The sequence below is a fragment of the Candidatus Margulisiibacteriota bacterium genome (assembly GCA_031268855.1).
Classification (GTDB): Bacteria; Margulisbacteria; Termititenacia; order Termititenacales; family Termititenacaceae; genus Termititenax.
Genome location: JAIRWS010000143.1, coordinates 1 through 12,047, shown reverse-complemented (window position 1 = coordinate 12,047; position 12,047 = coordinate 1). Strand labels below are relative to the sequence as shown.

The window sequence follows — 12,047 nt, the reverse complement described above, 5'->3', positions numbered from 1 at the left end:
AATATAAAAAAAAAAAACAAACAAACAAAGACCTAACAATTAAGTTTTAGATGGCTGGGGGGCGGGGGGGGGGGCGCCCCCAAACTGCTAAGTAATTATTAAAAATCATTTTACTTTCTCCGTAAGTGTAAGTATAGTATATATCACAGGCACGCCATATGTATACCCGCTTTTTTCAAAAACATACATCTAATAATTTATCGTAAGCTGCGTTAAATTGTCCCATTTTTTTTAGAAGAGCAGTTTCAGTACTTCCGCCACCGCGTCCGCTTTATTCATCGTATGAGCGACTAGGTAGCGTTTACGAAAACAGCAAGCTTCTGTTAAACAAGCTAATTTCGGTTATAATATAGTAATGAATACTGAAACCAAAAAAACAGAATTTGTATCATTTTGTATAGAAATGTACGCTAAGCAAAATAAAGTTTCGGGAGCTGCTGCCGCCAAGTGGTTTGAACAATCCGGCGCGATTAACTATCTATTTGCTAATTATGAGGCGCTGCACACACAGGGTTGGAATTATATATTGGCGGCTATCGAAAACTTTATTGCCGCTGAGGAAAAAAAGTGAAGCTATATCACGGAAGTATAGTAACAGTGCCTGAACCGAAAATATTAACGCCCGACCCCAAGCGAACGGTGGATTTTGGACGCGGATTTTATACTACTACAGATTTTGAACAAGCCAAGAGATGGGTAAAAATCCGCCAAAACCGAGATCAAACAAGCGGTTTTGTTTCTGTATTTGAGGCGCCGGATAATTTATTAGAAACAGTAGAGTTAAAAGTTTTGAAATTTGACTCTGCGGACAAAGATTGGCTGGATTTTGTGCTGAAAAATAGAAACGATCAAGATTTTCAGCATAATTACGATATTGTAGCTGGCCCAGTTGCCAATGATCGCGTGTATGCCACGCTGACGCTTTATGAGTCAGAGTTGTTGGATGTCGAGGAAACTATTCATCGCCTAAAAACATATCAGTTGGTGAATCAAATTCTGTTTCATTCAGAGAAAACTTTACAATATCTGACTTTTGTTGAAACCCAAGAAATTCCTTTAGGAGACAATTCGTAATATGCCGGAAATTACACAAGAGAATTTTCGTTCCTTATTGCCCGGTAAAATTGCCATGGTAGCGGCAAAGCTGGCCGAAAACCAAAACTGTACACACCAGGAAGCGCTATTAAAGTTTTACTATTCAGCTGTTTATCGTGACCTAGAACGAGAAGAAACTAAAACTTGGCGAGAAAGTCCTTTGCAGCTATATATTAGAATATTAGATTGATGTAAAAAAGACACCTGCTCCGGTTTAGAGTCTGACTTTCTTCAGCACTTCCGCCACCGCTTCCGCTTTATTTAACGTATAAAGATGCGCGCCGGGCGCGCCATGTGCCAGCAGATCGCGGATCTGTTCCGCGGCGTAATTTATACCGATCTCGCGCACGCCTTTTTCATCAGCGGCTTCCAGTTTCTTCAGCAGGTCAGCGGGCATTTTGGCCTGGCTCAATTCCGCCGTGCGCTGAACTTGTTTGAAATTGGTGATCGTCCAGATGCCCGGCACGATCGGCGCGTTGATGCCGCGCGCGCGCGCTAACTTCACGTAATCGTAATAATATTGATTGTCAAAAAATAATTGCGTGAAAATAATTTCCGCCCCGGCCGCGGTTTTTTCTTTTAGATGCCTAAGGTCAGTTTGCAGATTTTCCGCTTCAGGGTGTTTTTCAGGAAAACCAGCCGCGGCGACAGACAACGCGGTGTTTTCTTTGACAAAACGGATCAGTTCCGCCGCGTGCTTAAAAACGCCGTTCTCCGGCTGATAATCCGGGTTGTTTTTGGGCGTGTCGCCGCGCAGAGCTAAAATATTTTCAATGCCCCAGCCAGAGACTTTTTGCAAAAAAGCCAGCAGAGATTTTTCACTCGAACCAATGCAGGTCAGATGCGTCATTAATTCAAGACCAAACTCGCGGCGGATTTTTTCCAGCAGCAGCAAACTGCGCCCCTGTGTCGTACCGCCGGCGCCGTAAGTGAGCGAGAGCAACGCCGGCCGCAAGCTTTTAAGTTTTTCCAGCTCGGCAAAAAACGGCGCCAGCCCGGCGTCAGTTTTGGGCGGGAATACCTCAAAAGAGATAACCGGCTTTGGCCGCGCGTATATTTCAGCTAAACGCACAGCTCTATCCCCACCGGACAATGATCGGAACCGGCGACATCAGCCAGAATAAAAGCGTCCTTTAAGTTTTTTTGCAGGCCGCGTGTGACAAAAAAATAATCGATCCTCCAGCCGGTGTTCCTTTCGCGCGAATGTGTTTTGTAATCCCACCAGGTGTACAGCTCCGGCTCGGCGTGAAACTGCCGCAGTGTGTCCACAAAACCGCTAGCCAGCAGCTGATCGATCCAGGCGCGCTCGTCCGGCAAAAAACCGGAAACGCCGGAGTTTTCTTGAGGATGCGCCAGGTCAATTTCCCGGTGCGCGGTGTTGACGTCGCCGCAGATAATTATTTCCCGTCCAGCCTTTTGCAGTTTTTGGCAGTACTCCAGAGTCGCCGCGTAAAAATCCATTTTGTAATCCAGCCGCTCTTGATTTTTTTTGCCGTTGGGAAAATAAATGTTCAGCAGGGTGAACGCCGGATATTCGGCGCTGACCACGCGGCCTTCGCGGTCAAAGCGTGGCCGGTCAAAACCCTGCCGCACGGCAAGAGGTTTGGGTTTGGTATAAATTGCCGTGCCGCTGTAGCCTTTTTTCTCGGCGGACGACCAATAGGCTGTATAGCCGGCCGCGTTCAGCAGCTCGGCGCTTAGCTGCGCGGGTTCAGCTTTGGTCTCCTGCAAGCCGAGTATGTCCGGCTGCTCTTTTTGCAGCCAGGCCAAAAAGCCTTTTTTTTGCGCGGCGCGGATACCATTGACATTCCAGGAAAGCAGTCGCACTTATTTGCTCCGCAAAAGAAAATAAACCTGTTCGGCGGTGTCTGCCAAAACCGGCGCGTCCAGATTTTGCGAGTTGGCGGTCACGACAGAAATTTTGTGTGGAGAGGCGTAGCTGCCGTCGAGGCCGAGCAGGACGATATTGTTGGCGCCGCTGTAAACTTCCAGCAGTTCGTCCAGTTCCGGCGCGCCGCCGTTGACCAAAGTTTCAATGAGCAGCACGCCGTTGTACTCCGCGAAATTATAGGCCGGTATATTATTGAGGTCGTCGATGACCAGTGAATAATACGCGTTGGCGCGCGCGTGCAGCTGCTGCAGCAGGCTGGCCGTGTAAGTTGATCTTTTAGTCAGCGCCAGGATGCGCCGTGTGGTCAGCTCATTGGTCAGCTTGGTCAGCGGCATGGTGTCGTTGCTGTTCAGGCAGCCGCCGCAAACGATCAACGCGAATAATAAAACCAAAAACAATTTACGCATGGTGGAATTGTACTAAAGATTTCCGCTTATTTGTACACCTTGCTGCGGCGCCCGACTTCAACAGTAAGGATAAGCAGCGTGTCGTCATTTATCCTGGCCAGAACATTGAGAATCAATACACAGCGGCTAGCTGATTTTAGCCAGCGCTTCGGCCAGAGTCCGCGGCGTGATTAATTCCAGAGCGTATTTTTTTGGCAAATTTTTAAGATTGCTGGGCGGGAAAACCGCCGCGGCGAAGCCGAGTTTTTCCGCCTCATTGAGCCGCTTCTCGATTTGGCCGACCGAGCGCAGTTCGCCGCCCAGGCCGATCTCGCCAAAAGCGCAGATCTTCCGGCCAAAAATCGTCTCGCGGAAACTCGACGCGACGGCCAGAGCGATGGCCAGATCGGCGCCGGTGTCGTTGACTTTCACACCGCCAACCACATTTAAAAAAATATCCTGCGCGCTCAATTCCAAACCGCACTTTTTTTCCAGCACGGCCAAAATGATCGCGGCACGGTTGTAATCCAGACCGGTGACCGTGCGGCGCGGCAGGGACAGGGCGGAGCGCGCGGCCAGCGCCTGGATCTCCACTAAAAAAGACCGGCTGCCTTCCAGACAGGCTGTGACCATCGTGCCCGGTATGTCTAGATCGTTCTGGATAAAAAGCTCAGAAGCGTTGGGCACTTCGACAAGACCTTCGGCGCGCATGTCAAAAATGCCGATCTCATTGGTCGAGCCAAAACGGTTTTTAATGCCGCGCACGATGCGGAAATTATGTGAACGCTCGCCCTCAAAATAAAGCACGGTGTCGACCATGTGCTCCAGCACTTTGGGGCCGGCCAGCGCGCCCTCTTTGGTCACGTGCCCGATAAAAATCGCCGCAAAATTATTGTCTTTGAGAAAACGGATCAGCCAGGCCGCGGACTCGCGCACCTGTCCCACCGAGCCGGGCGCGGCGGGCAGGTCGGGGTGATAAATTGTCTGGATAGAATCAATGATCGTTAGGGCGGGGCGGTATTCCTGGATCGCTTTTTCGATCTCCAGAATATTTGTCGCGCACAGCAGCGCGATATTTTGGCCGGCGGCGCCCAGTCTATCCGCGCGCAGTTTGATTTGCTGCGCCGATTCTTCGCCGGAAATGTAGAGAGTTTTCAAGCCCCGCGTGGCTAGCGCGCTGGCCAGCTGCAGGCTGATCGTTGATTTGCCGATGCCGGGTTCGCCGCCGAGGAGAGTGATCGACCCGCCGCAAAATCCACCGCCGAGGACGCGGTCAAATTCCGCGAGGCCGGTCGTCAGCCGCGTTTCCGCGCCAGCGTTCACACTGTCGAGGCTGATTATTTTGCCGGATCTGGTTTCCTGGACAAAAGTTTTAGTGACAACAGAAGTCTCTTCCGCAAACGTATTGAAACCGCCGCAGCTGGGGCATTTGCCGAGCCAGCCCAGCGCTGAAAAGCCGCAGGCCTGACAGACGTATTTGACTTTAGCTTTGGCCATGCTTGGTAATATAACATAAAAAAACTTCCCGAGCGGCTGACAAAAAACAAAATTTTCATAACTATTAGTTATGTTTTATAATAATTATACATACCTTTAGTCCATTGTCAAGGCTTTTTCATTAAAATATAAGCTAATAATGAATTTGAAAAAAACTTTTATCCGCAATCTGAAAAGGATCCGCGCCATAGCTGGACTTTCGCAATTAAAACTGGCCGAACTCTGCGACGTTTCCGGCAACTATATCGGCATCATCGAAAGCGGCGGGAGATTTCCTTCTGTGGAAATGATCGAGAAACTGGCACGGGTTTTGAAAGTGCAGCCCTATTTGTTCTTTTTTAATGGACAGACCGAAAAATCCGCGCCGGTCATTCCGGAAAAAATAAAACTGGAAGTCATTGCCCAGCTGAGTAAAATCATTCACAAATACTAAAATTAAATAGCCGGTTTAATTAGTTTCCCTGTGGTTTGTCTGTGTTATAATCTAAAAAATGCAGCCAGTTTTTTTAGATTTAGGTTTCGTGCAAATCCGCTATTATGGTTTGATGTATGCCATTGCTTTGCTGGCTGGCATTAAATTGATCCTGGCGGAGGTCAAGCGCCGCCGGCTCAACGGCACGGAAGACCAGATCTTGAATATTATTCTGGGCGCTTTCGTCGGCGCAATTTTGGGCGCGCGGATTTACTATGTACTCTTTAATCTGCCGCTTTACCGCGGCGATTTTTGGGAAATATTTGCTGTATGGCACGGCGGACTGGCTATACACGGCGGCATTTGCGGCGGCGTTTTGGCCGGTTATCTGCTTTGCCGGTTTTATAAGATCGCGCCCTGGAAATTTGCCGATTGCGCGGCGCCGGCCATTTTACTCGGTCAGGCGATCGGCCGTTTCGGCAATCTAATGAACGGCGACGCGCATGGCCGGCCGACCAGTCTGCCGTGGGGGCTGGTTTTTCCAGCTGGCACTCCGGCCGGCGACGAGTTTCCCAATCTGCCGCTGCACCCGACGATGCTTTACGAAATGATCTTGAATTTTCTCTTTTTTCTAGTTCTGTTCCGGTTGCAAAAAAAAGATTATAAAGACGGTTATATTTTTTGCCTGTATTTGATCTTTTATTCCGCGGCGCGTTTCGTCGTGTCATTTTTCCGCGCGGACGATCTGTATTTTCTGGGCTGCAATCTGCCCCATCTGGTCAGTCTTGTTTTAATCGCGGTTTGTGGTTATATTATTTGGCATTATAAATTATACAGGGCTTAAAGAGGGCACGCCATGATTACCACTAAGCTGCAAATCTCCATCCGTGAGCTGGACAAAGCTAAGTTAAAAAAGCCGCCTTCCGCTGGACAAAAATTGCTTTTCGGCAAAGAATTTTCCGATCGAATGTTTACACTGAAATACACGGCGGTCAAGGGCTGGCATGACGCGGAGATCCGCCAGTACGAAAATCTTTCCCTGTCGCCGGCGGCGCTGGTTCTGCATTACGCGCCGGAGGTTTTCGAGGGGCTGAAAGCTTACCGTCAACCGGACGGAGGCGTGGCGCTGTTCCGTCCGCGTGACAATTTTCAGCGGCTGAACATTTCGGCGGAGCGCGTCTGCCTGCCGGCGCTGGACAGCGATTTTGCGCTCTCCGCTCTGACCGAGCTGGTGCGCCTTGAGCAAAATTGGGTGCCCTCAGACCCAGACGCTTCTTTATATGTGCGTCCAACGCTGATCGGCGTTGACCCTTATGTCGGTTTGAAGGCGCCGGAAGAAGCGCTCTTCTATATTATCCTGTCGCCGGTGGGGGCTTATTACGCGCACGGTTTTGAGCCGGTGTCGATCCTGATCGAGGATGCATACGTGCGGGCGGTGCGCGGCGGTTTGGGCGTGGCCAAGACCGGCGCCAATTATTCCGCGTCGATACTGGCCGGGCAACTGGCCAAGAAAAAAGGTTTCGATCAGGTGCTCTGGCTCGACGGCGTCGAACGGCGTTATGTCGAGGAAGTCGGCTCGATGAATATCTTTTTTGTTTACGGCGAGAAGCTCGTCACTTCCGCGCTCAACGGCTCTATCCTGCCGGGCATTACACGCGACTCGGTCATTAAATTGAGCCGGAGCTGGGGACTGGAAGTCGTGGAAGATCGGCTGGATATTCAGCAAATAATTTCCGACATCACTTCCGGCAAAATCACAGAAGTTTTCGGCTCGGGTACGGCGGCGGTCGTCTCGCCGGTGGGCGCGCTGTGCCGCGAAGATCAGGAATACGCGGTCGGCGGAGACAAAACTAAAGTCGGCGCGCTGACGCAAAAACTTTATGATAATCTGACCGGCATTCAGTACGGCAAAATTCCCGATCCTTTCGGCTGGCTGGTCAAGGTGCTGTAAAATTTTTAACCAGCTTTTTACGCTGTTTTGGGGACAAGACAGATTGTTTTAACGGCACAACTGTAAATTGATAACCCAGTGTATATAAAACACTGGAAAAGGTTTTGTAGTTAATATTTTCCGCATTTTTGCCCCTGATTTTTTGGATAACCGTCGGTGACACACCGGACTTTTTCGCCATAGCACGCACCGAGAGATTTTTTTGCTCCATTTTTTCTAAAACAAACTCGGACAGTACAAAATTTCTATACTCTCGGTCAAACAACTCACGTTCCTGCGGATTGTTATTTATGAATTTATCAAATGCTGTTTTCATTTTTGCCCTCCTTAAAACCTGCTTAAATAGTCCGTCCTGTTTTTTTGCGCCCGCAACTTCTCATTTTTTGGCAGCTTATTCGATTTCTTGCAAAAAGCATTTGTAATGATAATTTTACGCCCTTGCCGAAAAAACGCCAAATAACGATCTGGTTGTGGTTTAAAAGCGTATATTTCAGCGCCTTCATAACGAAATTTGGTTTTATCAAAAATCTTGCCGTATTCTGCCAGTCTTTTAACTAACACAAAAAATTTGCGTTTTTGTTCCTGCGCAGTTGCCAGAAAATACTCATAGGCCTGACTGTACCCGTTCACATCGTAATACCACTCTATGGTAAAGCTGCTGCCTGTATAAACGACGCAATTATCTTTACCCATATTATTTTCAACCACTTCTACAGTGTACCACAAATATGGCACACGGTCAAGTGAATTGTATGGGTTGCACACATATGAGACTTATTAGAGTTTTTAATATAAAAATCTAAAGGCGTTAAATTCTTTAAAACTAGAATTATCCTACGGACAGAAATTAGAAACTAAGTGTTTCCTGCGGATTTGGCTTTTTGTCCTTATTTTTTGGACTTTTTCAGCGGTTTATTAAATAAACGGTTGACGCCGAAAGCCACGATCAATTTTTCGGTTTCCTTTTTGGTCGTATAAATATTTTTTAATAAACTGGCCGACATCATGTCCTCCGCTTACGTTTGCTGCTGAATAGGTACCCGTTTTTCCGGTAAATATACCTGCGGATACAGCGAAAAAAATTGTTGCGTTTGGGTTAAATGACGCTTAAGAAACGGCTTGCTTTTTGAGGCGGCCAAATGTTAGAGTACCGCATCATTTTTTAGGCGGTGTACTGTGGTTAGTTACGGCTATTTTGATGATAAAAATAAAGAATACGTGATTACCAATCCCAAAACGCCCGTCAAATGGATCAACTATATCGGCACGTTGCAATTCGGCGGCTTTGTTGACCATACTGGCGGCGCGCTGCTTTGCAAGGGCGATCCCGCGCTTAACCGCCTCACCAAATATATCCCGCAGATGCCGGCCGCGGAATTTAAAGGCTCTACATTGTATGTGCGTTTCAAAACCCCGGACGACAACAAATCCGCGGGGCGAAGTTATAAAGTTTTTTCGCCGTTTTTTGTGCCGACGCTGGATAAATATGATTTGTTTGAGTCGCATGTCGGCTTGAGTTATCAGAAAATCATTTCCGAATTTTACGGTATTCGCACCGAGGTCACAATTTTTGTACCTAACGGCGCTGCGGTGGAGATCCGCGATATCACCATCACCAATAAATCCGGCCGGCCGCTGGAGATCGACGCGGCGCCGGTGGTGGAATACACGCATTTTGACGCGCTGAAACAGCTGACCAACGCGGACTGGGTGCCGCAGACCATGACTTCCCGCCTCAATGACCAGCACGGCTTCAAGATCGTGACGCAGTACGCGTTTATGAAAAAGGACACCGCGGTCAATTATCTGACTTCCAATTATCCGATCTCGTCCTTTGAGACCGACCGCAAAAGATTTTTGGGCGACAATGAATACGGCTCCTGGGCTGCTCCGCTCGCGCTGCAGAACGCCGAGCTGTCCAATTACGAAGCTAACCGTGGCCACAATATCGGCGCGCTGCTGCAGCATCTCGGAGTTTTACAAAACGGCGAGAGCCGGCGGCTGATCGTCCTGCTCGGTCAGGACGAGTCTGTCGAGAAAGCCCTGCCAGTGATAAAAAAATATCAAGACCCCCAAAACGTTGACGCGGAGTTTAAAGCGCTGGCGGATTTTTGGGACAAATATTTGGCAACCCTGCAGATCGAGACTCCCGACGCCGGATTTAACTCTATGGTCAATGTGCACAATCCGCGGCAATGCCACGTGACCAAAAATTGGTCGCGCGATCTGTCTTACAATCAGCTGGGGTTTGGCGGCCGCGGCATCGGCTACCGCGATTCCTCGCAGGACATTATCGGCGTCATGGCGCATATGCCCGAAGAAGGAATGGCGCTGCTGCGCAAAATTTTGAGCGTGCAAAAACCCGACGGTTCGGCCATGCATCAGTTTTACGCTTCCACAATGGAAGCCAACGCCGGCGACAGCCGCGAGGAAGAAGGCCACGACTGGTACTCGGACGATCATCTCTGGCCGATTTATCCGGTGACCGCGTATATTAAAGAGACTGGCAACACCAAAATTCTCGACGAGGAAATTACTTTTTACGACCAGACCAGGCCGGTCGAGCAGCGGGAAAAAGCGACGCTGTTCGAGCATTTAGACCGCGCGATCGAGTTTACGCGCGCACACACCGGACAGCACGGCCTGCCGCTGCTAGGTTTTGCCGACTGGAACGACACGGTCAATCTCAAAGGTGACGCGGAGTCTGTGTTTACCTGCTGCCTGTACGGCCGCGCCCTGCTCAAGCTGATCGAGTTGTGCGAATTTTTGCAAAAGGAAACTTACGCGGCCAAATACAAAAAATATTACGCGGAAATGAAACAGGCTTTTCAAAAATCGACCTGGGACGGCGAGTGGTTTGTGCGCTGGTTCGAGGCGGACGGCGCTCCGCTCGGCTCACACAAAAACGACGGCAGCAAACTTTTTATTAACGCGCAGTCCTGGCCGCTGCTGGCGGGTTTTGCCGAGCCGGAAAAAGCCAAAATCGCGCTGGAAAGCCTGCGTCAAAAACTCGGCACCAAATACGGCGTGAAGATCAGCTGGCCGTCCTACAACGGCTTTGATTGGCGCAAGGGCGGCGTGACCACCTATCCACCGGGCGCGAAAGAGAACGGCGGTGTTTTCCTGCACACCAATCCCTGGGTCATGTTTGCGGAAACGCTTATGGGGCATGGCGAGCGAGCTTTGGAGTATTACAATCAGGTCAACCCGGCTGCTAAAAACGATATTATCGAGATTTTTGAAGCCGCGCCCTACAATTATCCGCAGAATATTTTGGGCGACGATCATACGCAGTTTGGCCTTGGCCGCAACAGCTGGTTGTCCGGCACAGCGTCGTGGATGTACACGGTCAGCACAAAATATATTTTGGGAGTGATCCCGACTTATACCGGCCTGCAGATCAACCCCTGTATACCGCCGGATTGGCCGGAGTTTAAAGTGACCCGTGTTTACCGCGGCGTGACTTATCGCATCACGGTCAAGAATCCTGAAAAAGTCAGCAAAGGCGTAAAGAAAATTTTGGTTAACGGCCAGGAGATCAAAGGACTGATCGTGCCGCTCCAGCAAAAAGATACGGTCGTCGAAGCCGTCTTAGGCAAAGGTGGCGCGACCGACGAGCTGTCCCAAATTTACTGGCAGGGATAATTTTTTAGATCGGCGGCAGATTTAATTCATAGCGCACGCTGCGGCCCTGGCCGAATTGTTTTAATATTTTCTGGCGGTAAAGATAGGCGATCTCGCGGGCGGCGGTGGCTGTGCTGGTCTTGGTCATGGCCGCGTATTTGCGCGTGGACAAGCCGCCTTCAAATTCTCCTAAGTCCAGTATTTTTTGAATGACTTTGTGCTGCCGGCTGTTGAGCGCGCAATCCTGGATTGTGTGCCAAAAAGCGGCCTTGCGAAAAGCGGCGGAAATTATTTCCTGTGAATTACGCAGGGCGTTGCTGAACATGGTGATGAACCACCCGCGCCACGTGTCTATGGATTGCCCGCCGCGCTGAACGGTTTCCAGGATTTGATAGTAGGCCCGACGCTCGCGCATGATCTGCGCGGACAGGCTGTAAGCACGCAAAGCGGTTTTTTCGTCCTGCGCCATAGCCATATCGGTGATCGCGCGCGCCAGCCGGCCGTTGCCGTCGTCGTAAGGGTGAACGGTTATGAATTTAAGATGCGCGTCAGCTGCGCGCAGCAGGCCGTCTGTGGGCCTGCGGTTTTGCTTAAACCATTGCAAAAAAACAGCCAGATCTTGGCGCGCTTGGCCGGCCGGCGGCGCTTCGTAATGGATTTTTTCCTGCCCCAGATAACCGGACACGACCTGCATGTCGCCCCGCCGTGGCGCGCCAGCGGAAATCCGGCGCAGACCGGAAAACCCCGTGGGGAAAAGAGCCGCGTGCCAGCCGTTCAGTCTGGCCAGAGTCAGCGGCCGCGCGTGCTGCCGCACGGCGTCCAGCAAGACCTCCACCAGCCCGTCGACACTGCGGTCTATAGGCCGGCCAAATCCCTGCGGCAGACCAAGCCTGGCCGCTACGGACGAGCGCGCGGACTCGACATTCAATTCCATTCCTTCGATTTTGGCAGTTTGTAAAGTTTCAGCCAGCAGCAGCTCACCCTGCGCTTCAGTTTGTAGACGCAGAGTTAGAGAGGATATTTTACCCAGCAATTGCCCTTGCAAAAACCGGGCGCGCGCCACCAACTCGGCCAGTTCCGGGCCGGCCGGCGCAAAGTTTTGCCAATTTTTATTTTGCCAAATGTACCGGCGCATGTGATCTCCTTGAGGTGATTAGCGGTGTAATCATATCATATTTTGATGTGATTAAC

The 12,047-nt window shown here is 50.2% G+C and carries 14 protein-coding genes; 7 read left to right on the top strand and 7 right to left on the bottom strand.

Translation table 11 applies throughout. From position 1 onward, the window contains the following. The first annotated feature begins 355 nt into the window (after positions 1-355). Genes LBJ25_08530 through LBJ25_08520 form a run of 3 tightly spaced genes read left to right on the top strand, consistent with a single transcriptional unit; the run spans position 356 to position 1,285 of the window. Positions 356-571, top strand: a complete 216-nt coding sequence (locus tag LBJ25_08530; protein ID MDR1454000.1) for a DUF3791 domain-containing protein — start codon at positions 356-358, stop codon at positions 569-571. After that, the gene (locus tag LBJ25_08525) at positions 568-1,074 is read left to right on the top strand and encodes a DUF3990 domain-containing protein (GenBank protein MDR1453999.1); all 507 of its coding nucleotides are present in this window, start codon (positions 568-570) and stop codon (positions 1,072-1,074) included. The genes LBJ25_08530 and LBJ25_08525 overlap by 4 nt, the downstream gene beginning before the upstream one ends. A 1-nt stretch (position 1,075) precedes the next feature. Next, a complete protein-coding gene (locus tag LBJ25_08520; GenBank protein ID MDR1453998.1) occupies positions 1,076-1,285 on the top strand; it encodes a hypothetical protein in 210 nt (69 codons plus the stop codon). Between the two features lie 24 nt (positions 1,286-1,309). On the opposite strand, the gene metF is transcribed toward LBJ25_08520, so the two are convergent. The 4 genes from metF to radA all read right to left on the bottom strand — a co-directional run bounded on the left by metF (position 1,310) and on the right by radA (position 4,869). Further along, positions 1,310-2,167, bottom strand: coding sequence for a methylenetetrahydrofolate reductase [NAD(P)H] (metF, locus tag LBJ25_08515; protein MDR1453997.1), 858 nt, complete (start codon positions 2,165-2,167; stop codon positions 1,310-1,312). Further along, positions 2,158-2,922 (bottom strand): exodeoxyribonuclease III, encoded by a 765-nt coding sequence (gene xth, locus LBJ25_08510; GenBank protein ID MDR1453996.1) that lies wholly within the window; start codon positions 2,920-2,922, stop codon positions 2,158-2,160. Before xth ends, metF begins: the two co-directional genes overlap by 10 nt. Then, positions 2,923-3,393: a hypothetical protein gene (locus tag LBJ25_08505; protein ID MDR1453995.1), complete on the bottom strand. Its 471-nt coding sequence runs from the start codon at positions 3,391-3,393 to the stop codon at positions 2,923-2,925. A 126-nt stretch (positions 3,394-3,519) separates the two neighbouring features. Continuing rightward, positions 3,520-4,869, bottom strand: a complete 1,350-nt coding sequence (radA, locus tag LBJ25_08500) for a DNA repair protein RadA (GenBank protein MDR1453994.1) — start codon at positions 4,867-4,869, stop codon at positions 3,520-3,522. Positions 4,870-5,008: 139 nt separating this feature from the next. Here radA and LBJ25_08495 point away from each other — a divergent pair, with 139 nt between their 5' ends. The 3 genes from LBJ25_08495 to LBJ25_08485 are packed head-to-tail and all read left to right on the top strand — an operon-like array spanning position 5,009 to position 7,232. Then, complete coding sequence (locus LBJ25_08495; GenBank protein MDR1453993.1) at positions 5,009-5,302, top strand: helix-turn-helix transcriptional regulator; 294 nt, start codon at positions 5,009-5,011, stop codon at positions 5,300-5,302. Positions 5,303-5,360: 58 nt separating this feature from the next. After that, positions 5,361-6,125: a prolipoprotein diacylglyceryl transferase gene (gene lgt / locus LBJ25_08490; GenBank protein ID MDR1453992.1), complete on the top strand. Its 765-nt coding sequence runs from the start codon at positions 5,361-5,363 to the stop codon at positions 6,123-6,125. 12 nt (positions 6,126-6,137) lie between these two features. Continuing rightward, positions 6,138-7,232 carry a branched-chain amino acid aminotransferase gene (locus tag LBJ25_08485; protein MDR1453991.1) on the top strand — a complete coding sequence of 365 codons (1,095 nt, stop codon included), beginning with the start codon at positions 6,138-6,140 and terminating at the stop codon, positions 7,230-7,232. On the opposite strand, the gene LBJ25_08480 is transcribed toward LBJ25_08485, so the two are convergent. Next, a complete protein-coding gene (locus tag LBJ25_08480; GenBank protein MDR1453990.1) occupies positions 7,219-7,548 on the bottom strand; it encodes a helix-turn-helix transcriptional regulator in 330 nt (109 codons plus the stop codon). The two genes, LBJ25_08485 and LBJ25_08480, sit on opposite strands and share 14 nt — an antisense overlap. 11 nt (positions 7,549-7,559) lie before the next feature. Continuing rightward, positions 7,560-7,940, bottom strand: coding sequence for a type II toxin-antitoxin system RelE/ParE family toxin (locus LBJ25_08475; protein ID MDR1453989.1), 381 nt, complete (start codon positions 7,938-7,940; stop codon positions 7,560-7,562). A gap of 468 nt (positions 7,941-8,408) precedes the next feature. Here LBJ25_08475 and LBJ25_08470 point away from each other — a divergent pair, with 468 nt between their 5' ends. After that, on the top strand, positions 8,409-10,877 hold the full coding sequence (locus LBJ25_08470; GenBank protein MDR1453988.1) for a glycosyl transferase: 2,469 nt from the start codon (positions 8,409-8,411) through the stop codon (positions 10,875-10,877). A gap of 4 nt (positions 10,878-10,881) precedes the next feature. Here LBJ25_08470 and LBJ25_08465 read toward each other — a convergent pair whose 3' ends face one another. Beyond that, positions 10,882-11,991: a DUF4172 domain-containing protein gene (locus LBJ25_08465; GenBank protein ID MDR1453987.1), complete on the bottom strand. Its 1,110-nt coding sequence runs from the start codon at positions 11,989-11,991 to the stop codon at positions 10,882-10,884. Positions 11,992-12,047 lie beyond the last annotated feature (56 nt).

Excerpts from the sequence above, each read along its gene's own strand:
- radA (MDR1453994.1), bottom strand. The coding sequence starts at position 4,869 with ATGGCCAAAGCTAAAGTCAAATACGTCTGTCAGGCCTGCGGCTTTTCA.
- LBJ25_08465 (MDR1453987.1), bottom strand. The coding sequence starts at position 11,991 with ATGCGCCGGTACATTTGGCAAAATAAAAATTGGCAAAACTTTGCGCCG.
- lgt (MDR1453992.1), top strand. The coding sequence starts at position 5,361 with ATGCAGCCAGTTTTTTTAGATTTAGGTTTCGTGCAAATCCGCTATTAT.
- LBJ25_08505 (MDR1453995.1), bottom strand. The coding sequence starts at position 3,393 with ATGCGTAAATTGTTTTTGGTTTTATTATTCGCGTTGATCGTTTGCGGC.
- LBJ25_08520 (MDR1453998.1), top strand. The coding sequence starts at position 1,076 with ATGCCGGAAATTACACAAGAGAATTTTCGTTCCTTATTGCCCGGTAAA.
- LBJ25_08495 (MDR1453993.1), top strand. The coding sequence starts at position 5,009 with ATGAATTTGAAAAAAACTTTTATCCGCAATCTGAAAAGGATCCGCGCC.
- LBJ25_08485 (MDR1453991.1), top strand. The coding sequence starts at position 6,138 with ATGATTACCACTAAGCTGCAAATCTCCATCCGTGAGCTGGACAAAGCT.
- LBJ25_08530 (MDR1454000.1), top strand. The coding sequence starts at position 356 with ATGAATACTGAAACCAAAAAAACAGAATTTGTATCATTTTGTATAGAA.
- LBJ25_08480 (MDR1453990.1), bottom strand. The coding sequence starts at position 7,548 with ATGAAAACAGCATTTGATAAATTCATAAATAACAATCCGCAGGAACGT.